General features: G+C 45.3%; 14 protein-coding genes. 7 read left to right on the top strand and 7 right to left on the bottom strand.

Annotated elements, in window-relative coordinates; translation table 11 throughout:
- Nucleotides 1-6: 6 nt before the first annotated feature.
- On the top strand, nucleotides 7-591 hold the full coding sequence (locus P0078_RS05745; protein WP_282933514.1) for a DsbE family thiol:disulfide interchange protein: 585 nt from the start codon (nucleotides 7-9) through the stop codon (nucleotides 589-591).
- Nucleotides 554-1,153, top strand: a complete 600-nt coding sequence (locus tag P0078_RS05740; protein WP_282933513.1) for an IMPACT family protein — start codon at nucleotides 554-556, stop codon at nucleotides 1,151-1,153. Before P0078_RS05745 ends, P0078_RS05740 begins: the two co-directional genes overlap by 38 nt.
- A gap of 5 nt (nucleotides 1,154-1,158) precedes the next feature.
- Here P0078_RS05740 and P0078_RS05735 read toward each other — a convergent pair whose 3' ends face one another.
- Nucleotides 1,159-2,358 carry a CaiB/BaiF CoA transferase family protein gene (locus P0078_RS05735; RefSeq protein WP_282933512.1) on the bottom strand — a complete coding sequence of 400 codons (1,200 nt, stop codon included), beginning with the start codon at nucleotides 2,356-2,358 and terminating at the stop codon, nucleotides 1,159-1,161.
- 86 nt (nucleotides 2,359-2,444) lie between these two features.
- On the opposite strand from P0078_RS05735, the gene P0078_RS05730 reads away from it, so the two are divergent.
- The 5 genes from P0078_RS05730 to P0078_RS05710 all read left to right on the top strand — a co-directional run bounded on the left by P0078_RS05730 (nucleotide 2,445) and on the right by P0078_RS05710 (nucleotide 7,934).
- Nucleotides 2,445-3,491 carry an HpcH/HpaI aldolase/citrate lyase family protein gene (locus P0078_RS05730; RefSeq protein WP_282933511.1) on the top strand — a complete coding sequence of 349 codons (1,047 nt, stop codon included), beginning with the start codon at nucleotides 2,445-2,447 and terminating at the stop codon, nucleotides 3,489-3,491.
- Nucleotides 3,492-3,547: 56 nt separating this feature from the next.
- Complete coding sequence (locus tag P0078_RS05725; protein WP_282933510.1) at nucleotides 3,548-4,075, top strand: MaoC family dehydratase; 528 nt, start codon at nucleotides 3,548-3,550, stop codon at nucleotides 4,073-4,075.
- Nucleotides 4,076-4,110: 35 nt separating this feature from the next.
- The gene (locus P0078_RS05720; protein WP_282933509.1) at nucleotides 4,111-4,629 is read left to right on the top strand and encodes a MaoC family dehydratase; all 519 of its coding nucleotides are present in this window, start codon (nucleotides 4,111-4,113) and stop codon (nucleotides 4,627-4,629) included.
- A 419-nt stretch (nucleotides 4,630-5,048) separates the two neighbouring features.
- The gene (locus tag P0078_RS05715; protein WP_282933508.1) at nucleotides 5,049-5,471 is read left to right on the top strand and encodes an RDD family protein; all 423 of its coding nucleotides are present in this window, start codon (nucleotides 5,049-5,051) and stop codon (nucleotides 5,469-5,471) included.
- Nucleotides 5,472-7,145: 1,674 nt separating this feature from the next.
- A complete protein-coding gene (locus P0078_RS05710) occupies nucleotides 7,146-7,934 on the top strand; it encodes a DUF4393 domain-containing protein (RefSeq protein ID WP_282933507.1) in 789 nt (262 codons plus the stop codon).
- A 599-nt stretch (nucleotides 7,935-8,533) separates the two neighbouring features.
- Here P0078_RS05710 and P0078_RS05705 read toward each other — a convergent pair.
- The 6 genes from P0078_RS05705 to fes form a co-directional block, all read right to left on the bottom strand.
- On the bottom strand, nucleotides 8,534-9,637 hold the full coding sequence (locus P0078_RS05705) for a 3-deoxy-7-phosphoheptulonate synthase (protein WP_282933506.1): 1,104 nt from the start codon (nucleotides 9,635-9,637) through the stop codon (nucleotides 8,534-8,536).
- Nucleotides 9,638-9,688: 51 nt separating this feature from the next.
- Entirely contained in the window at nucleotides 9,689-10,411 is a 723-nt protein-coding gene (locus P0078_RS05700) for a 4'-phosphopantetheinyl transferase family protein (protein WP_282933505.1), read from the bottom strand.
- Nucleotides 10,408-11,706, bottom strand: coding sequence for an enterobactin transporter EntS (gene entS / locus P0078_RS05695; RefSeq protein WP_282933504.1), 1,299 nt, complete (start codon nucleotides 11,704-11,706; stop codon nucleotides 10,408-10,410). Before entS ends, P0078_RS05700 begins: the two co-directional genes overlap by 4 nt.
- Nucleotides 11,703-18,953, bottom strand: coding sequence for a non-ribosomal peptide synthetase (locus P0078_RS05690; RefSeq protein ID WP_282933503.1), 7,251 nt, complete (start codon nucleotides 18,951-18,953; stop codon nucleotides 11,703-11,705). Before P0078_RS05690 ends, entS begins: the two co-directional genes overlap by 4 nt.
- Before the next feature lie 273 nt (nucleotides 18,954-19,226).
- Nucleotides 19,227-19,421 (bottom strand): MbtH family protein, encoded by a 195-nt coding sequence (locus tag P0078_RS05685; protein WP_282933502.1) that lies wholly within the window; start codon nucleotides 19,419-19,421, stop codon nucleotides 19,227-19,229.
- Between the two features lie 7 nt (nucleotides 19,422-19,428).
- Complete coding sequence (gene fes / locus P0078_RS05680; RefSeq protein WP_282933501.1) at nucleotides 19,429-20,760, bottom strand: enterochelin esterase; 1,332 nt, start codon at nucleotides 20,758-20,760, stop codon at nucleotides 19,429-19,431.
- Between the last annotated feature and the right edge of the window lie 348 nt (nucleotides 20,761-21,108).

The following is a 21,108-nucleotide window of genomic DNA, read 5'->3' as shown; positions in this document are numbered from 1 at the left end:
AGGATAATGTCTAGACTCAAACTCTTTTTGCCCCTGGTAATATTTGTCGTGTTGGCCCTGTTATTTTGGCGGGGCCTCTACCTGAATCCACAGGAAATGCCATCGGCCCTGCTGAATAAACCGGTGCCGGAATTCTCTTTGCAAAAAGTGGCGGATAACAGCCAAATTGTAGAGAAGAAAGATCTTCCCAATGGCCCGCATTTGATGAATGTGTGGGCCACTTGGTGTGTAGCTTGCCGGGTAGAGCACCCCTATTTGAATACTCTGGCTGAGCAGGGTGTGCCGATCGTTGGCGTTAACCTCAAAGATGAGGATGAGGCAGCAATCAAGTGGTTGGAGAAATTCCACAATCCCTACTTGTATAGCCTCGCCGATAGAGATGGCCGTTTGGCTCTGGACCTCGGTGTTTTCGGTGCGCCGGAAACTTTCCTGGTGGATTCCGAAGGGACTATTCGGTGCAAACACGTTGGCGTTGTCGACAATAAAGTCTGGCAGACCAAGCTCCAGCCCTTGTACGAAAAATTAAAAAACCAGCGCTGGGACGATATTGTCGGTGAGTTATCAGATTCCCTCATCTCCCGTTGTCAGTGAGACAGAAGAAAAGAAGAGCCGTTTTATTTGTTGGCTGGGGCCAGTAGAGAATAAAGCGGCTTTTCAGCAGCAGCTGGAAACTGTCCGCGCTCAATATCCCGATGCAAGCCACCACTGTACCGCGTTGGTGATCGGCAATCCTTCCAACCCGGAAGTAATGCAGGCAGATGACGACGGCGAGCCCGGTGGTAGCGCGGGGCGGCCAATGCTGGAATTGCTGCTGAAGCAGGGTGTCGGCAATGTGGGCGCTATAGTGACCCGCTATTTTGGTGGCACCAAGCTTGGTGTGGGTGGCTTGATGCGTGCCTATCGCGGTGCGGTAGGTGCCGCGCTGCAAGATATTCCATTGCAGCCCTTTGTTCCCCTGATGCATGTTTTGGTTCGCTGTGATTTTGCCCAGGAAGCCCGCCTGCGCTTTTTAGTGGGGCGTCACCTGGGGAATTGCGGGCAGGTGGAATATGCCAGTAACGTCACTGTGCCAGTTTCACTTCCCGAGGATCAGTGGTCACAATTGCAGGCACAATTATTGGCAGAGAATTTTCAGGTTCTCGATGATCAATAGTTCTTTCAAATGATGCCGTATTTGGCGAGCTTGGCTATCTCAGCCCCGGAATAGCCAAGCTCAGCCAGGATATCCTTGGTGTCCTCTCCCAGGGTAGGAGCCCGCTTGAAATTAACCATCTCTCCATCGCAGCGAATTGACGGCGCCAGTATTTTAATATCCTTGCCGTGATCACTGGGCATTGTTTGGATGCGGTCAGTATCGGAAACAAAGGGGTTTGTTAGCGCTTGCTCAACGTCATATACCGGGGCTGCTGGCACCTGACCAGCTAAAATTTTTAGCCACTCTGCGGTATCTTTTTTTGACAATATCTCATCGAGTATTTCAGTTAACTCCGATTGGTTTTTCCTACGCTCCCTAAAATTTACAAACTTGGGTGCGTCAGCTAATTCCGGATATTCAATACATTGACACAGGGCTTTCCAGAACTTTTCCTTATTGCACATCAGGTAAATCCAGTCGTCCTTTGTTTTATAAAGTTGACAAGGGCTCAGGGAAAAGTGTGCTGATCGCGGCACCCGCTTTTGGTTGTGCCCTGCATTTAATTGCCACATGGCCACATAACTTAAATTATATAAAGCGTTGTCAAAAAGACTGACATCAATATCTCGACCCTTGCCAGTTTCCCTAGCACTAAGCACTCCGGAAACAACGGCCAGCGCGAGAGCTACTCCAGTGGATAAATCCACCAAGGACAAGCCACACCGGGTGGGCGGACCGTCAGGGTCACCTGTTAATTTGAAATATCCTGCTTCCGCCTGCACGGGGTAATCATACCCTGGCCATTTGGCCCTTTCGCCATTCCGGCCGTAGGCCGTCAAGTGGGCGCAAACAATTTTGGGGTTCAGCTTTCCCAGTTGTTTGTAAGTAATACCCAGCTTGCCCGGTACGTCTCCCCGTAAGTTATCGGTCAGGGCATCTGCGCTAAGAATTAATTTGTGCAAGATTTCCTGCCCTTGGGGTGAAGAAAGATTCAGGGATAAGCTGCGTTTGTTGTGATTGAAAGCCTGGAAAAAAAGGCTGCTATTATCCCCAGGCTCACTTTCCAGGAAGTAGGGGCCAACGGTACGGCCTACATCTCCTCCACGGGATATATCTTCGACCTTAATGATTTCCGCCCCCAAATTTGCCAGATACAAGGTGCCAAAAGGGCCTGCACCATATTGTTCCACTGCCACAATCCGCAAGCCTGAGAGAGGTAACATGTCGGAATATTCCACTAAATACAGATACGCCGTACTCCTCAGCATAGAGTAGGAGCTGTAAATTCGCGGGGGGTAATTGGTAGATATTGGGAATAACTGGTCACTCGTATTTTGGCGACCTGGCTGCTAGGCAGGACTCACTGAAGGTGGATGTCGCGATTCAATACAGAGTTGCTAATCTTTTGGGTGAGCTACTGGATTGGTCTGGAATCCGGTTGTTGAGAAGTGCACCGGGAATGGATATTCGGCTATCTGTAAATTTGTTGAAAGGGTGCCACCAGATGGGCAGTGTCATTAACAAAAGCAAGTACTTCCGCAGCGTCCTGTTTGTCCCTGCGACCCGGCCGGATCGCTATGAAAAAGCAGTGGCCAGCGGGGCAGATGTTGCCTGTGTGGATTTGGAAAATGCCGTTTCCCTGGAAGATAAAGACACCGCAAGGGAGCAGGTGGTCAAATTCTTTACAGGAAAAGATATTGTTCCCACTCAGCGCGCGTTGAGAATCAACCAGCTTGACAGCGATTGCGGCATCAAGGATATGCTGATGCTGCTAGATCTGCCACGGCTGCCAGATGTTGTGATTCTTCCCAAGGTTCAATCCGCAGAGGAAGTGATTGGTTTTTGCCAGGTTATGGCCCCCTCCCATAAAACAATTCGAATAATAGCCCTGATTGAATCCCCTAAAGGTTTGGAAAATGCGTTGAGTATTGCTCAGGTAGAGGAGGTGGTCTGTTTGGCCTTTGGTGCAGCTGATTACAGTGCGGCTGTTGGGTCAGATATGAGTTGGGATGCTCTTCTATATGGTCGGGGGCGGCTGGTTCAGGCTGCTGCATTTGCCGGTATTGATGCTGTAGATGGCCCCTTTTTGGAATTGGATGATGAAAGACGTCTATTGGAGGAAACGCAGAGGGTCTCCGCTCTGGGGTTTTCTGGAAAAGTAGCCATCCATCCACGGCAAATTAAACCGATTCACCAAGGATTGGCACCATCCAGTGAAGCGCTATTGCATGCTCAGCGAGTACTGAAAGCCTATGAAAAGAACCACGGAGGAGTCCTTGTAGTTGATGGACAGATGGTGGATATGCCAGTGGTTGAGCGGGCATTGAAAACTGTGGCAGCTTCGAAGGGATTGTGACGTTGCTGTTGTAGAGCGCAACTCACCAGAGCCTTTTGGTTAAGTAAGAGGTTTCTATGCCCCGCTATTATTTCCCCGCGTATATTGAAACCGGCGATAATCGCTACAGAGAGCGTTATGGTCTTGATTTTGAGGACTTTAAAGTGGGGCAGGTTTTTCGGCATAGGCCTGGGGTCACCATAAGTCAGCATGACAACAAGGAAGAGTGTATCAATACATTAAACCAGGCAATGCTGCACTTTGATGAGTGTTATACCGCCCAAACTGAGTTTGGTAGACCACTGATAGATACTACCTTGGCTGTTCAGCAGTTAATGGGGCTGATCTGGAAAACATATAATCGGAGGAAAAAAATTATAGGGTGGGGGAAAATTGCCATGGTGGCACCAGCTTTTGGCGGTGATACTTTATACTCTGAAAGTGAAATTTTGGAAGTGCAGGCAGGTAGTGAACACTCCGATGCTGGGTTGGTACGAATTGTGATTTATGGTAAGAATCAAGATAAAAAGACTGTTTGTGAAATGCATTGCGATATGCTGATCTATAAGCGTGACCACCTACCGTTCTCAGCTAATGGCTACTGATGTAAAACCATATCGTCTCCGTTTAGGTAGTTTCGATGAAAGAATCATTTAACTTTTTGCGAGAAGTTGAAAAAAATGTTTACGTAGAAACTGTAGGCATCGATTTCGAAGATTTCGAAGTGGGGCAGGTATTTGAACATCGCCCTGGGAGAACATTTACTGAGGCTAGCTGCACTAACTATGCGCTTCATTCATTTGATCTTACACCATTTATTACAGATCAGGTTTATGCGCACCGAGTGTATGGTAGTAGAGCGCGTGTTTTAGAAATTTTTGTCCTTAGTGCTATGGCACACACAACAAAGACATTTGGCAAAGTTGTTGCAAATTTAGAGATGGTTGATTGTGAGTTCCAGCCTGTTTTTGTCGGAGATACGCTCTACTTTGAGTCTGAGATACTATCCAAGCGAGAGTCAAAATCGCGGCCAGACCAAGGGCTACTCAATATATGCTCGCGGGCTCAAAATCAGCACGGTGAACAGGTCTGTTCGTATAAGCGAACACTGTTAGTGTACCGAAAAAATTTTGGCCCTTATGAGGCGGCTGGATATTGAATGATGAATTCCATATGGGGAAAGGTGTCGTTTTTTGCTGTGTTTTTTGGAAAATCTATATTCTCATCGGTGTTGATCAGGCTGATTCTTGATATCTAAAGTAGAGAAGTTGTTTGTTAAATGCCTAGATTATAGAGTTGGCTGATATAGATAGCCTTAAGTTGGAAGTATTTTGGGGCTTTCATTTATTCTTCCAAATACATCTCTTTCGAGTTCAGTTTGTTGATCCTGTAAATTGTCAATAGCTGGGGTCAAGCTCAGCTTGGCGTATTTACTTGTATATTTTGTACCAATTATTAGTTGTTGGGCTTTTAACTGATTGCTGGTTTATCCTTCTTTGAGTGTTGTAACAAGTGATACAATAATGATTCGGTTTTAATATAATGATATGAATGTAAAAATTAATGAAGGAATGGTAAGTGGTGGATGATAAAAAATATGCAGGGTTTTGGTTGCGGTTTGCTGCAAACATGGTTGATTCTATGTGGCTGACAGTGGTCATGTTTACTCCAATTATAATTGTGATATGGGGTGAATATCTTGAGGCGGACAGCGCTGCCTACATAGCTCTATATCTTTTTTCCCAATTTATTCTGCCTGCCATACTTGTGCTCTGGTTTTGGCAAAAATGGCAGGCTACTCCAGGTAAAATGGTTTGTGGTATTAAGGTTGTAGATGCGGAATCGCACGAGCCTCCAGGGCTTCTTAAGTACTCTTTAAGGTACGTTGGCTACTTTATCTCAATGATTCCTTTATGCCTGGGCTATTTCTGGGTGGGGTGGGATAGCAAGAAGCGGGGGTTTCACGATTATCTATCCAAAACTGTGGTAATACATTCCTAACAAATCTAGGTGATCGGGGAAATTACGAATCTTTTGGATCTGTAATTTCCCACTGCTGAAGGTCTTAATTTTCAAGGGTAGAGATCTGCAATGAAGTCGAAAGAAAGATGGGAAAAGATTCGTACTAAAGGGTCGCTTTATTTTGTATTGACGAGAGGGATGCTGGCGGCAGGTTGTTTGTTTATTTTCCCGGGATTTTTATCAAGGCAGCTGGCTAATAATTAGCCTGTTTTCAGCATGGAGACATTGCCGGTATTATTAGGCTGCCTTGCTTCTGGTTATCTTTTGGCTGGCATAATCTGGACGATCAATGAAGCCAGGTACAATGGGCATAACCTTTAGCAAACAAAAGTTAACGACCGTTCGGATACTCTGATCTGAATTATTTTATAGGGAATTTTCATTAGACTTAAAAGAGTTGAATTTGAAGGCAACCTATCGATTTTAATTTTGTTCCTTTTAGGGTGCTTATACGTATTGTATCCAATCTGAATGATTGGTCGAAAGGATTTTTATTTTTTACTGGAAATTTCCGTATATATATCTTCTTGTTCTTTAGGAGTCGTAGATATGGGATGTGTTTGTGGAAGATCCTGTCTTTTACAAGCAGGGAAAGCACTGCTGGTGGTATCTCTTTGAGTAATAAGTTTTTAAATGCTGTGGAATTAAATAGACTGATGGACTTTAGTTGACTGATTGAACCAGTTCCAGCTATAAAAGCGATTTCCCGTCAGGCTGCCCGCGCTTAATTTCGTTTATTGCTTAAAAAAATATTAGGATAGCTAAGATGTGTGGTACAAAAGATACGGTTATAGGCATCCATTAAGTAGCGGCGGTATCTGCTATCTAGATGTATTCGTATAGGTTGTCGGCGGCTTTACGTCTGCATTTGTGGCATCGCTACTAAAGAAAAGTTCGTGCTTCTATGGTTTTATATTCCGTTTACTTTTCTCGGTTTCTGGATGGCGGAGGAAAGCTTTGCAAATGAAGGTGGGAGAATACGTAAGCGTCGATTTTAATTATATATTGAGCAAGCTAATAAATACCTAAGGGAGGGGGTGAGTAAGGTAGAATACTCAATCAGAGGGTGGAAATATATGGAGATATACCTGGGGGTCTGGAAAAGTATAAAAACTTTAATTGGTCATTTAATAGTTGCCCTAAGTTATGAGTAATATTAGTTTAAAGTGCGTTTTACTTTAATATCAATTTTCGTTAATTGAGAGGGTGTCCCTGTAAAAAGGTGGGGGTTATAGAAAATATAAAAAGGCCTGATCTTGGTGGGTTTAGATGGTTATCTTAAATGTCAATGTATTTAAAGTTCAAGCTCAAGGCGCTTAATAGGAAATGTGGCCGAATATTTTTCGATAACATAAAGTGATAGGTGGCTTACAATCGATTTGAGAGAAGGTAAATTGATGGTGTCTGAGGAGAAATTAGATTTGGGGTATATGATTGATGCTGTGTCTGATAAATAGTATTGAAAATTTGATGAGATATGGCAATATTTGTTGATTAACCATGTTGCAAGGATTTTGGGTGGATGAATCGATAGTCAAGTTATTTTAGTTTGACTGGTGGGAGGTTGATCTAATGTTTGGCTGGATGAATTCTGGTTGAACAAGAAGTATAGTAAAATTTTCTGCAGATTTATTTTCCCTGCTAGGGAGTATTATGTTAGACACAGAAGAAAATGACATTATTGATACAGCTAAGACATTAAATGTTGGGGCAGTAGTTCCAGAGCTTTATAAGGATGCTATTAGTCCTGCCGCAAAAGAAATTGGAAAAGGTCTTCAGACTATTGCTAAAGCCGCGAACCTTGCACTGCGGCCAGTGGCTGGGCTTGTTTGGGGGTATGAGAAAATTGAAGACTATATTGCCTCAGAACTCCCCAAAAAGATAAGATCTAAAGACCCTAAAAAAATTGTTACTCCAGAACTCCATTTGGCAGGACCGTTACTTGAGTCTTTAAAGTTTACAGGTTATCAAGATATATTAAGGGAGATGTATTTACACTTACTGGCTACTTCAATGGATAAGGATGCTGCTATTAGAGCTCACCCAACATTTGTTGAAATTATTCGGCAATTATCGCCAGATGAAGCTAAGTTATTGGCATTTATTGGCGCTCTTCCAGGTTATCCAGAAATAGATGCTAACTGGTTTGCCCGTAGTTGGTGGAAGTATGAAGTTTATGGTGATATGAAAAATCGATTCAAAGCCATATGCGAAAGGGCTGAGGTGAAATGTCCTGAGCTGTATTTAAGCTATCTTGATAATCTTCGGAGGTTACAGCTTATTGATTTTAAGCAAGAAGTCGGCGAAATTGAGATTTCAAATTCAGGCGGCAACTTGAAAGTTGAGCAAGAAAGCCGAGAATATATGTTTGTAACAAGCCTTGGTCAACAATTTATAGATGCGTGTTTAGGTGAAAATATGGAAGATGTTGGGGAGGGATAGGTATGTAGTTTGTTGGTAGCCAAGTGTGTACATTGGGAGTATTTGAGAAGGTATCCATTTCACTTTGGTTTTCTAGGCGTACTTTGAATATTTTTCTGGTGAAAATTAAAGCGTTTCGCAAATTTCAAAATTTGTATGTCCGGCTAAAAATGATTGGTAACTCTAAAGGTGGATGGGGCAGGCTTGGCCTATCAGGAAAATCTTGATGTTATTGATGGTGCTATTGATTAGATAAAAGGCTAAATTGTTTTGGGTGCTCTAATTATATTAGTTCTATGAGAGATCTAGGAAAAAAGAGAACTTATCTGATATGTCAGGATGATCTTATTGATTTATATACTAAATATGGGCTTATTCATCTTGGTAAATCCGATTCTAGTCATGGTGGGTTGAACTGCCATGAAATATCTCTTTTGCTATAGGGTAAGCAATACTAGTATGCCCATATTTCCTCAATTACTTTCTGGGTATATTTTGGATTTAATCTATATCTATTGGATTAAGTTATTTCAAATAAAGTTGCTTTAGGGATTGCAGAATTTGTTCATTGCTGCCTACCCCGCCTTCGGGGATAGCAGCTTAAATCTAACGTAGAATAGTTATATAGCACTTTGACTCAGCTCCACTTCCATGTTGTGCGATGCGGTGAATAGATGGCGGCGCCTGACAACTGCTTCAGATAGCAGCTCTAAAATATGGTAGGTATCCTTCCATCCGATACAAGCATCGGTAACGGATTGCCCATAGCGCATATTGGCTGGTTTGCTGATCTTTTGATTGCCCTCTTCGAGGAAACTCTCAATCATTACGGCTGAAATGTTTTGTTGTCCTGAACCCATTTGATCGCACAATGAATCCACAACAACCATTTGGTTACCATGTTTCTTTTGGCTATTACCATGACTGCAATCAACCATAATGCCGGTCGGTAGCGATACAGAGTCAAGTTGGGATATCGCCAGTTTGATGTCTTCGGGGTAGTAATTGGGTATTGTTCCTCCGCGAAGAATTAAGTGGCAATTAGAGTTGCCTGTAGACTGAACTGCTTCAAATTTTCCATTGCGAATCGTGGTGCAGAATATCTGTTGAAATTGGGCAGCTTGGATCGCATTCATTGCAACTTTGATATTTCCGTCGGTACTATTTTTAAATCCGATAGGGCAAGGAAGTGCTGAAGCTAATTCCCGGTGTGTTTGTGATTCTGTGGTGCGGGCACCAATGGCTCCCCAGGAAATCAGGTCTGCGATGTATAGTGCGTTCAAGGGACAAAGAAATTCGGTGGCTGCTCCCAGGCCCAGAGCATTGATATTAAGCAATAGTTCCCGAGCCAGAGTGAGCCCAGTATGCATATCGGCACTACCATCTAAATTGGGGTCGTAAATAAAACCTTTCCAGCCGATGGTGGTACGTGGCTTTTCAAAATAGGTACGCATTACCAGGCAGAGATTACTTTCAAACTGGGACTTAATCTCAGATAGCTTTTGCGCATAATCTAGTGCGGCGATGGGGTCATGAATTGAACACGGGCCTACCACAACCAAAAGTCGATCATCCTCCCCTCGTAATATTCGGGAAATCTCATTACGGGTTCGTTCAATAGTTAAAGCGATAGTAGATGGGCATGGCATTTTTCGGATTAGCTCATCATTACCCGGAAGTTGCATATGAGTCCGTGCGCTCAAAATAGCAGGAACGTCAGACATAAAATGGTCCTTTTCTTTTAACTGAGATAGCGCTGTTATTGTCGAGATTGACTAATACTCAACGATGCTCAATATGCCGTCTTGATGTGGTTGATATGTACCAGTGTAGGTATTTCCACTGAGAACTCTGGATGAGAGATCCCGCAAAATTTTCAGTTCTAATTTTTGTTGCAGGGGCAACAATGTTGTAATTTCAGCATCCAGAAAGTCAAAGTATTTTCCAACTAGAGGATATAGTGCCTTGAAAAGGCTTTCTTTAATGGAGAAAGCCATAGTCAGCCACTGTTCCTGGGGGAAACCGCTCTCTGAAAGTAGGGATTCTTCTGAATCACTGACTATATTACGCTTGATTTCTTCAGCAGTTTTACCTGCAATAGTTGTTTCATAATCAATCCCAAGTCCTTGAGAAGTAGTGCTGGCTGCACAGATTGCTCGGTTGCCTGCATGGGTAATCGAGGCTTGTACTCCCTCTGGCCATACTGGACTGCGGTTTATACCTATAGGGATTTCTCTCACTGGCACACCCAGCTCGTTGAGTGCAAGGTGAGCACAGCTTCGTCCAGCAAGAAATTCAGCTCGTCGTGATGGGACGGCTTTTACTAATGAACTTGGAAAAGGAATATTCAACTGGGAGAAGAACTGATCATCATACCTTTCCGGGCAAAAAGTAGTCTCTACCATATAGCCCGTAAAGTACTTGGACTTCACCACCTTGTATCGACCTAAAAAGCTGGGTATCGGGTTGTCAATTTTATAAGAGGATTCCCAATTCATGATGCTGTGGCTTCAGTATCCATTTTTTCTTTTTTCGGGGCGGGGCTTTTAGGAGGCGTTTGCGATTTATTTTTAATAAATACAGCGTCCTTCAAACTTCTGAATCCCAAGGACATAGCAACAGTAATGCCAATTGCTGTAGCAGCAAAGTAGAGAGTACCGGCCATTGGGGCAAACAGCTTGCCTAAGATGCCGAATCCCATTGCGCCAAAAGTATCGCCGGTTACATTTTGGGAAGCCCAGAGACTGTTAACTCTTCCTTGTAATTGGTTAGGAGTATGACTCTGAACCAAAGTAATCTGAATTAGTGAACTAATAGCCCCTAAATAGCCATAAGCGACTAGTGCAACTAAAGCGATATAGAGATGGTTGGCGAGAGTGAGGCCGCACAAGGCAACAAAAGAGAGGGTGCAAGTGAATAGTAAAACAGCACCGGGACGTTTTAATTGGGGCGCCCAGCCGCTGGTTAGGGCACCCAACATAGCCCCTAAGGGCACAGCAGAATACATCAGACCGATTTCGAATGCACCTCCACCAAAAATAACGGTAACCATTGCGGGGAATAGAACGCGGATGCCTTTGCCCAGGGAATCCAATGTCCCTACTGCAATCGCACTGCCAACAATTCTATGACTGAATAAAAATGAAAAACCCTCAGCTAGTGCTTTTAGAGGTTGCTTTTTCGGCTGCTTTCCTGGCGCCATGGAGGGCAATCGGGTCAGCGGGATCAGCGTGGCAAAAGTACCTAAGGAGGCCGCGGTATAGTTCCAGCTGATATCAGTGGCGGCAATAATCAATCCGCCAATTGCCGGCGAGATAACGGTACCGATACGTACGGTGAGCATGCCCAAAGCATTGGCAGAGGCAAGATTCTCTTTGCCTACAATTGAGGGAATTGAGGCCATTAATGCAGTGATACCAATTGCACCAAACAAACCACTCCAAATTGAAAGAGCATACAGGGCTATTAGTGAGGGTGATGTAAAGAAGCAATTTATAGCTAATGCAGCAAAACCCAAGCCGCAACCGAAGCGTCCGATCAAAATCAGTGTGCGGCGGTTATGGCGGTCGGCGAGCACACCTCCCCACAGCAAGCCAATAAACATGGCTATACCTTCCAGAGCCATAATGACTCCTACCTGGATAGTAGAGCCTGTCATTGCATGGACTTGTACCGGCACCGCGACTGTTAACATCCCCAGGGAGATAATCGAAATCATCCTGGCAACAAAGATCATGCGGAAGTTTGCATTGCTCTTGAGCAAGTCAAATCTCATAAATAGTGAACGGTTCATAGGGATGTTACAGCCTCTTGGGGATCTGCTTTTTCTGTCTGGTTAGTTAAAGTTGGAACCCTTGCCAATATACCGTTGAGTAGGGGCCCGAGCACTTCAAGAGATGTCGGCGATAGAATATCGTCATGGGCAAAAGGCAATCGGTGTTGTTGCATGTCATTCAGGAATGGAGTCCAGCACTTATCTACGTCCCAACCTTCAGGCAGTGTCTTTTCCGCAACAAATAATTGCACATTACCAGAATAGGGTTGGGTGTCTGCATCCGATAGCAGGCGTACAGTATCATCGTAATTCGCTACGATATCGTTAAACATTTTGGTCTGCTCTGCCAGTGTTGCTTCATCGGCAAATTCGCCTTCAGCTGCGCTGAGGAATTGCTGTTTCTCGCGCTCTACTTCTTCCCTGGCTTCATCTTCGGTGGGTCGTTTCCATTCCTGGCCTTCAGGTGGGTAAGTATCGAATAATCCGACAAAAGCTACCTGGTGGCCGAGTGCCGTCAGCTTGGATGCCAGGGCTACGGCAACAGTACCGCCAAACGAGTAACCCATTAAGTGATAGGGGCCTTTGGGCTGTGCACTTAAGAGGGTTTGTAAGTAGCGCTCAACGGCTTCGTCCATCGATTCACTGATAGCTACAGGACCGTTAGGTCGCGGTGATTGAAGGCCAATAATCGGCCAGTTTCCTTCAAGGTATTTGGGGAATCCGGTGTACTGCCATGAAAAACCTGAACCGGGGTTAATACAGAACAGCGGCGTACCTGTTCCAGCCCTAATCGGAAGAATATTGCCAAAGCCCGCTTTTTCAGGATCTTTGCGCAAATTCTCATCGGTCAATACCGCCGCAAGTCCCTCAACAGTAGGAGATACCATAATTTGTCCTACTGTTACTGGAAGGGACAAGCATTGGCGTAGTTCTGCAGCCAGCCGCATAGCCAGTAGTGAATGACCACCAAGCTCAAAAAAGCTCGCTTCTGCTGTTACGGATTCCAAGTCCAGCATCTTGCAGAAGGCATTGGCAATAATTTGCTCAGCCCCTTCACTGGGTGGACGGCCGGAATCAGTTTTATCGCCTTCTGGGTCTGGCAGTGCTTTTCTATCGAGCTTGCCATTGGCACTGAGTGGGAACGTTTCCACAGCAACCAATGCTGACGGCACCATATGTGCGGGTAAGGATTGGGCCAGCTGATCCAAAAGTGGGCTAAGAGTCTCCGGGAACTTTTCTGGGTTATCCAGTATTACGTAACCGACCAATTGACGGTTATCACCTGTCGCTTTGCTTTGGCTCAATACGCGCGCGTGAACGGCAGCCTGCCTCACTCCCTCAAGGGAAGATAGCGCTTTTTCAATCTCACCAATCTCAATTCGCAGTCCACGAATTTTAACCTGATCATCACTGCGCCCCAGATATTCAACGTTACCATCAGGCATCCAGCGAACGACATCACCGGTGCGATACATTCTCTCGCCTACTGCATAGGGGTCGGCTACAAACCGCTCGGCAGTCAGGCCGTGCCTGTTGAGATAACCGAGTGCGAGCTGCATACCGCTTAGGTAGAGTTCTCCGGGAACACCGATGCCTACCGGGCGTAAAAATTGATCGAGAATCCTCAGTTGGGTATTCCAAACCGGTTTGCCGATAGGTATGCCTGTACCTTCTCCAAGATTTAACCCTAAATCAGCGGGGCAGTATGTAACGTCAACAGCGGCCTCAGTGGGGCCGTATAAATTGTGCAAAGGCGCTTTAAAGTAACTTGCATAGGCAGAGGCAAGTTCTTTCGAAAGTGCTTCGCCACTACAAAATACCCGGCGCAGCGACTTGGTAAGAGGTACTGAAGATGGCTGGCTATCCAGGTAGTCCACCATGGCTGCAAGCATTGAGGGTACAAAGTGCATGGTTGTTACCTGGTATTTGGAGATAATCTGCAGTAGATGCTCGGGATCTCTGTGTGCTTCCGGTGGGGCCATGACCAGCTCTGCCCCCCGGATCAGTGGCCAGAAGAACTCCCATACTGAGACATCGAAGCTTGATGGTGTTTTCTGCAGCACTACATCATTTTCTGTGAGATTGTATTCCGCTTGCATCCAAAGCAGCCGGTTCACTATGGCTTCATGGGAAACCAGAACACCTTTGGGGCGACCTGTCGACCCTGACGTGTAAATCAGGTAAGCGGGATCTTCCGGTCGAATTTCCACAGCAATTAATTCAGTGGGTGACGACTGCTGGAGAAGATTTTCAATAGCTAGTACAGGTGCGGTGCAGGGCACCGCAGAATTTTCACCAAATCGGTGAAACTGATTTTCTCCAGCAATTATCAGTTTAGGGTTAGCATCCTCCAGCATGAGCGCCAAGCGTTCATCCGGGTAGCTAATGTCCAATGGTAAGTAAGCGGCTCCGGCTTCTATTACAGCTTGTAGGGAGATGCTGAGCTCAACACTGCGCTCAACAGCCACGGCGACAATATCGCCGCGACCCACGCGCTGAGCGTTGAGTTGTGCAGCAATACTGCGCACACTTTGACGCATACTTTGATAGTCAAAGGAGCTGATTTCGTCTGTGAGCGCTCTACCATCTGGGCTAACTTGAGCTTGCCTAATTAATAAATCGCGTAAAGTGACACGATCAAATGTCTGTTTGGTGTCATTGATACTTTCAAGAAGCTTGTGCTCAGTGTCCGTCTGCAGGGACATGGCAACCAACGGTTGTTCTGGATTTTCGGCAACCTGTGTAAGCAGGTCGATAAATCGATGAACAAGGTTTACAGCATTGACAACCGCATCCCGATATTCAAAAAGTATTCTCGGTTTTTCTCCAGGTAATACTAATAGTGTCAGTGGATAGTGAGTAAACCCGCGATTTTGAACTGCATTTAAATGAATCCCGGCGTGATTCTGCTGTGTCAGAGCTTCGTCGGCCGGGTAATTTTCCACAACCAGAAGTGTATCGAACAGGGTATCTGTGCCGGCAATACGTTGGATTTCACCCAGGCCAATCCCGTCATGATCAAACAGTGCGATTTGTTGCTTCTGCAATGATTGCAGCTGCTTGATCAGGGGTTGTTGAGGTTGCAACTGGACACGAACGGGTAGGGTGTTACTGAATAAACCAATCACCTCATCAATCCCATCTACCGCACTGGATCGTCCAGAAACTGGGCTGCCGAATACTACGTCATTGCGCCCGGTTAATGATCCCAACATTGCGCCCCAAACACCCTGGATCACTGTATTGAACGTGAGCCCTTCCTGTTGGCAGAGCTTATTCAGCTGTTTGTGTAAGTGCTCACAAAGTGGGACTTCTATTTCATGAACTGTTTCTTTATCGCGACTCTCTGCGAACGCGATAGTGGGGATGACACCTTTGAGAAGATCTCCCCAATGCTTGATGGTATTTTGTTTTTCCTTATTAGACAGTTCCATTACTACCGGACTGTAACGGTTAGGTTCTGATGTGACTTTCCCGGTATCCTCTCGATAAGCTTCAAGCAGGTCCTGCAATAGAATTGGAGTCGACCAGCCATCGATAACCAGATGGTGTGCAGTGATTAGCAGAGCGTAATTTTCTACTGATGTTTTTACAACATGAGCATGTAGCAGAGGTGTACGGGTTTCGGCATGCATACGAATATCAAAATGCAGCCCGGCCTGCTGCAGCTCCAGATTAAGTAGCATCTCCTGTTGCTGTGGTTCTGGTAGCTGGCTCAAGTCAATTTCTGTCAAAGGCCATTTTCCAGCAGTATCGGCATCGCTACTGATTTGGGGAATAAGCTGCAGAGGGGCATCCCAGGATTCGCAGTCGAATAGGGCTCCTAGTTGAGGGTGCTTAGCTAAAGTGGAGTTTAGGGCTCGGCCCAACCGGGAGATATCCAGTTCGCCTTCGAGAGTTAATTTTGTCGTAAAGCTATAGGAGTTTTCCTCGCTACCCAATTGGGTCTGGAACAGTAGACCTTCCTGCAGGGGAAGCACAGGGAGTACAGCGGTCAGAGGGCCATATTTGGTCTCTGCTTCAACCAGGGGTAATCCCAATCTCGCCGGTAAAATTTCTTTGGATTGCTTCTCTAAAGGTGTGAGATTGAGGGCAATCTGCTCAGCAGAGCGCAACTTGAAAATTTCTTTTGGGCGCAGGTCGTAGCCAGCTTTGCGCATTGCCGTGCAAAGGCGCATTGCTGAAATGCTGTCTCCTCCCAATTGGAAGAAATCATCTTCTGCTCCAATATTGTCGATCTCCAAAGTGCTCGCAATAGCGCTACACACAAGTCTCTCAGCGGTTCCTATTGCCGCTCTTGAACTTTTTTGAGGCGTCGCAGAAGGCATTGGCAAGGCTTTTTTATCGAGCTTGCCACTCACAGTTAGAGGAAACTCTTCGAGAATAATTAAGCTAACAGGCACCATATAATCTGGTAGCTGCTCGTTCAGTTGTTGTATAAGTCGGCTCTCAATCTCCTGCTTATTGCCGTTAGACGGTGTCTTCAGCGTACAGTAAGCAAGCAATTGATTTCCTGTAGCAATTGGTTTGGCAATTACAGCCACTTCTTTGGTTTCGTCGAGAGATGAAAACGCAGCTTCTACATCGCCGAGCTCAACCCTGAATCCGCGTACTTTTACCTGGTTGTCACAGCGCCCGATAAACTCCAATTCTCCATGGGTGCCCCAGCGAACCAAGTCCCCAGTTAAGTACATAACTTTACCGGGGCGGTAGGGGTTTGCTACAAAGCGGCTGGCAGTGGTTTCTGGGCGGCGCAGATATCCAATGGTCATATTGTCCCCTGCGAGATAGAGCTCGCCGGGGACACCAATGGGAACTGGACGCAGTCGTTTATCCAATACATAAACTTCGGTGTTGGCTAGCGGACTACCGATAACCGGGTCCACCAGATCTGTGGATACCTGTGCACTGGTCGCATAGACGGTGAATTCTGTGGGGCCGTAAATATTATGCGCTTGCAGTTTGGGGAACTGTTGTAATTGAGACCATAAGGCTGGAGATATGGCCTCCCCGCAAATATCCATCAAGATCGGGTGATGGTGGCCTTCATCCATAAGTCCGGCTTCCATTAGTTGAGTAGCCAATGATGGAGCGACGGCAAGAGTATCTATTTTTAATGTGCGGATAGAATCGATTAACCCATAAACATCTCGTTTGGCATAGTCACCAAACAAGTGCAGCTCATGGCCGAGCATCATAAGAAGAATTGGATCCCAGGATGTATCAAATGAAAATGAGCCAGTCAGTGCTACCTTTAAGCGGGTGTTGGCACAATGTTCAATGGCATTTTCAAAAATTTCCTTTTGCAGGGCTAGCGCCAGGTTAAGGAGCGCCCCGTGAGGTACCATTACACCTTTAGGCTTTCCGGTAGAACCTGAGGTATAAAATATATAGGCCCTCTGCTCCCCAGAATTAATCAATGCCTGGTCGCTATACGTTTTGGGGGTGGCAAGCGCTGCTGCATTCAGATGCACTTGGTCAACAAAGGATGGAAGCCTGTGGGCATGATTGGATAATGTAATAACCTGTGCCGGCTGCGCATCGTCACACATAATGGCAATACGCTCATCCGGGTGCGTAAGGTCGAGCGGTAGGTACGTGGCACCAGAGTAGAACACTGCCAGGATGGCGGCAATAGAGTCAACGGTTCTTGGCAGAGCGACGGCAACAATGTCCTGTGGTGTTATTCCCTTGTTCTGTAAGGAAGCACAAATCTGTAGCGCGCGCAGTGAAAGTTCACTGAATGAAATTTCCTGCCCCTCGAAAACCAGGGCAGTTTCATTGCTGCGAGTGTGCACTTGCTGTAAAAAAATATCCAAGGCACTGATATGACTTTCAGTATTGGTGATTTCTATGCCTTTAGCCCAGCTGTCGATAAGGCCTTTTTCACCGATAGGTATTAGAGAGAATTCACTGGATAAACAGTGGCTATTATGGTGAGCCTGAACAAAGAGATCGCTGATTCTATGTCTGTGGAGTTCTAGCTCCTTTTCACTGTATCGATGAGCGTTGGCTGCGAGTTCAATAGTTATTGTTTCTTTGCCGAAGTAAATTGAAAACTCTATGTCTTCAATGGGGCCTGTTGCTATTTGATAGGTTTTACCGGGGGCCCCATCAAAATTGAGTGTGTAGTCAAAGATCTTGCAATTGATAGTGGGGCCATACAGACGTCTGTGTGAGCCGACCAGCCCAAGATCTCTTTGTAGCTGCTCGGATTCGTAGCGCTGATGTTTACGGATTTTGCGTAATTCCCTGGATAGAGAGCGGGCAATATCAAAAATATTTTGCTCGGCGCTGATTTCAAGTTGTAATGGCAGTACATTAGCAACGGGACCTGTAGAGTTAAGCGCGGAGGAGCCCATACGCCGCATAAATGGGTAGCCTACGGTAACTTTATTGCTATCACATATTCTGGATAAATAAATAAAGATCATTGCTGTGGTAAGGTCGACCACCGACAGTTTCTTTGCGTCCGTCAGCTGGGTTAGATCTTCAATTAAACTTCGAGCTATCGAAATACTTTGACGATGCACAAGGCTGTTGGCGTTGTCGAGCGAGCTGGTAGTCTTACTCGACAACGTCAGTGGTGCTGTCAAGCCCTTGGCGTATTCTGTCCAAAAGGCTCGATCCTGTTTGAATTTTTCCGATTCGGCATACTCTAAGTACTCATCAACGACTGCGGGAAACCCCGTAAATGGAGAGCTGGCTATTGGTGCACCGTTAGTAAGTGCATTATAAATTTTCTCGATTCTTTTAGTGAGGGCGGTAAAGCTGAAGCCATCCAGCATTAAATGGTGATAGCGCTGGTACCAGAGAAAGTGTTGCCCATTTGAACTATCGGGTAACTGAAAAATAATATGATGATAGAGGCAAGTTTCGCTATCTGCTCTTAATTCACCTTGAATATCATTGAGCATCAAGGATTTTGCAGCAGCTACCGGATCAAGCGGATCTTCAATTTTTATGAGGTCTACAGCGTTTAAGGATTCAGGTTCGGGCGCTGACTGGAGCTGTTGGACCGGAACGTTCTCTTCCTGGTGATATTTTGCATGAATCGTGTCAGCTTCACTTAATCCAATATGAATAGCTTTTGTCAGCAGCTCCACATTAATTGCGCCGTGGATCTCTACATACTGGGCCACGGCGAAGGTATTGCTGCTTTCCGAAAGTTGATCAGCCAACCAGATTCCTACTTGAGGTCCCACCAAAGGGTACGTGTTATCGCTAAGCTTACTTGCAGAAATGGTTGCGCTTTCTTCTTGCACAGTAACAATCCTTTTTCAACATATTGAGTTGGCACAATGTCTAGGTGGGAAAAAAGTGGCCAAATAGTTCGTCCTGATCTACTTGGCCACGCCCCTGAAATATGAAAATAGTGTGGCACAGACCTTAGCCGTATTTTCAAGCGGGTGTTGCTGGCACTTTCCAGCTGCAGTTAGTCCCTTAACCGCCAATAAATAGAGTCTTAAACCTCTCAAGTCTCATTGGTTGTATTTACTCTTTACGAGAAGTAGCACAACCGCAGAAACTGACGGCTATCAATGATTGAGGCTTTTCCAGTTCTCTTCTACATATTCAACACATAGTCGACGATCCTGAGGTCCATATACTGTCTTCCAGCCCCTTGGGATTCCCGCAAATTCTGGCCACAGACTGTGTTGGCCAAGATCGTTAGTTAACACCAAAAATTGGTGGCTCTCATCATCAAATGGATTTTGGTATTCTGATTGCATAGCAACTTTAATCCTGATAACTGAAATTTTGTAATAAATATGAAAGACCCGTGATTAGTCCCTCACGCCAACACAGAGTATCGTGTCCGCCGACAAATTTCTGGTACTTAACATCAAAGCTTTTACTATTTAGGACTTTATTCAGCTGGTCATTTACTCTGATTAAGGAAAATTCCCGAGTGCCCACCTGCTGAAAAATCTTCAGTCTGGCTGGCTGGTAGGTTTCCGATAAGATCTGCTCTGTGAGCCAGCCTTTGTCAGCGCTGTTATTATCTTTACCCATGAGTTTATTGTTTGGCCACCAGAAGGAGCCTGATTGGCTTAATACACAGCCAAATCTTGCGGGCCACTTTAATCCTGCAAACATCGCAGCTAGTCCACCATAGCTTTGTCCAGTAACAATTGTATGCGCTGGATTTTCAGTATGAGGTAGCTCTTCTTTAATCTGGGGGATCAGTTCTTTCTGAATTGCCAGCCAAAAGTCCTCACTACAAGTAAGATCTTTCTCTCGCTGTTTCCCGCTGACTGAATCAATTAATAAATAGAGTGCCGCAGGTAAATGTCCGGATTGTGTCTGTTCCTTCAAAACTGAGAAAATAGGCATTTCTTTTGCCCATCGATCACCATCCAATAGAATTACAAGTGGGCGCTTCTCAGGATCAGATGCTTTGCCACATGCGTAGGTCCAGACCCTGCGGCTAATTCCCAGGATGGAACTTTGCCAGCACACTTCTCCCACGCCGGAAGAATTTTTATTTTCCGACTCTGAAGACTCAGGTTTTAGATCGAATTTTTGCCATAGACTTTGCTCCATAAGTCCTGGCAAATGAATTGCAGAAAACTTTTTGTTCCACGAACCGACACTCGGTGCTTGTCGATTCAGCGGGTCGGGTATGGCTGCTTTAAGCAGGTTGCGCCACCAATGTCTTTGCATTTTCCGGGAATCGTCGTTGGGTTGAAGTGCTTTTTCCCAGTTGGAGCCGATCCATTTTTCTGTAGTTGGAATTAAGCGATAGCTACCCCTCCAGGATTTTTCGATCTCTACTTGCCAATACCACACATCTGTATTTGGTAACCGTTCTAGGGAGGGCGGTGAAAATGTATGGTGGTTCGTTACACAATTTATATCGATATAAACTTGTTTGATCGGTGAGTGAGATTCGCTACCATCTGGATCTCTCCACAAAAATGTCAGAATTAAATTTTCTTTATTCGAGGGATTTTTATTAACAAGCGGTAGCCCCTGCCTTTCCATCTCCGACCACCAAAGCGCGCTGCCAATCTCAGAAACACTGGATTGAGTAATACGCAACAAATTTGAGAGCATGACAGCGGTCATGGCATTCCCGTTTTTAATGGTTGGACTTTCCATGAGTTTTATGAAAAGTCATGTGCTTAATTCTACTTTTCAAGAAGTAGTAATAACTTGCCAACAGGCTACCGCAAGAGGATGGCTGGTGTAAATAGAAATTATTATCATTCGCGTCTTGTGTGGGGCAATTCAAAAACTCAGCAAGGAAAATTTTATTTAGTTGCATGGTTTGACGGCAATTAAGTGTGACGGAAATTGCAAGAGGTTACTGAAAAACAGAGAAAATCTGCCTGGGTGGCTACAACTGAAATAAATAAAAATTTATTTTTTAGATCACTCTTGTTTTTTTGTCTCGCACATTTAAACGTTTGCCTA

The sequence above is a fragment of the Microbulbifer sp. VAAF005 genome (assembly GCF_030012985.1).
Lineage (GTDB): Bacteria > Pseudomonadota > Gammaproteobacteria > Pseudomonadales > Cellvibrionaceae > Microbulbifer.
This window is presented reverse-complemented; position numbering and strand designations above follow the sequence as displayed.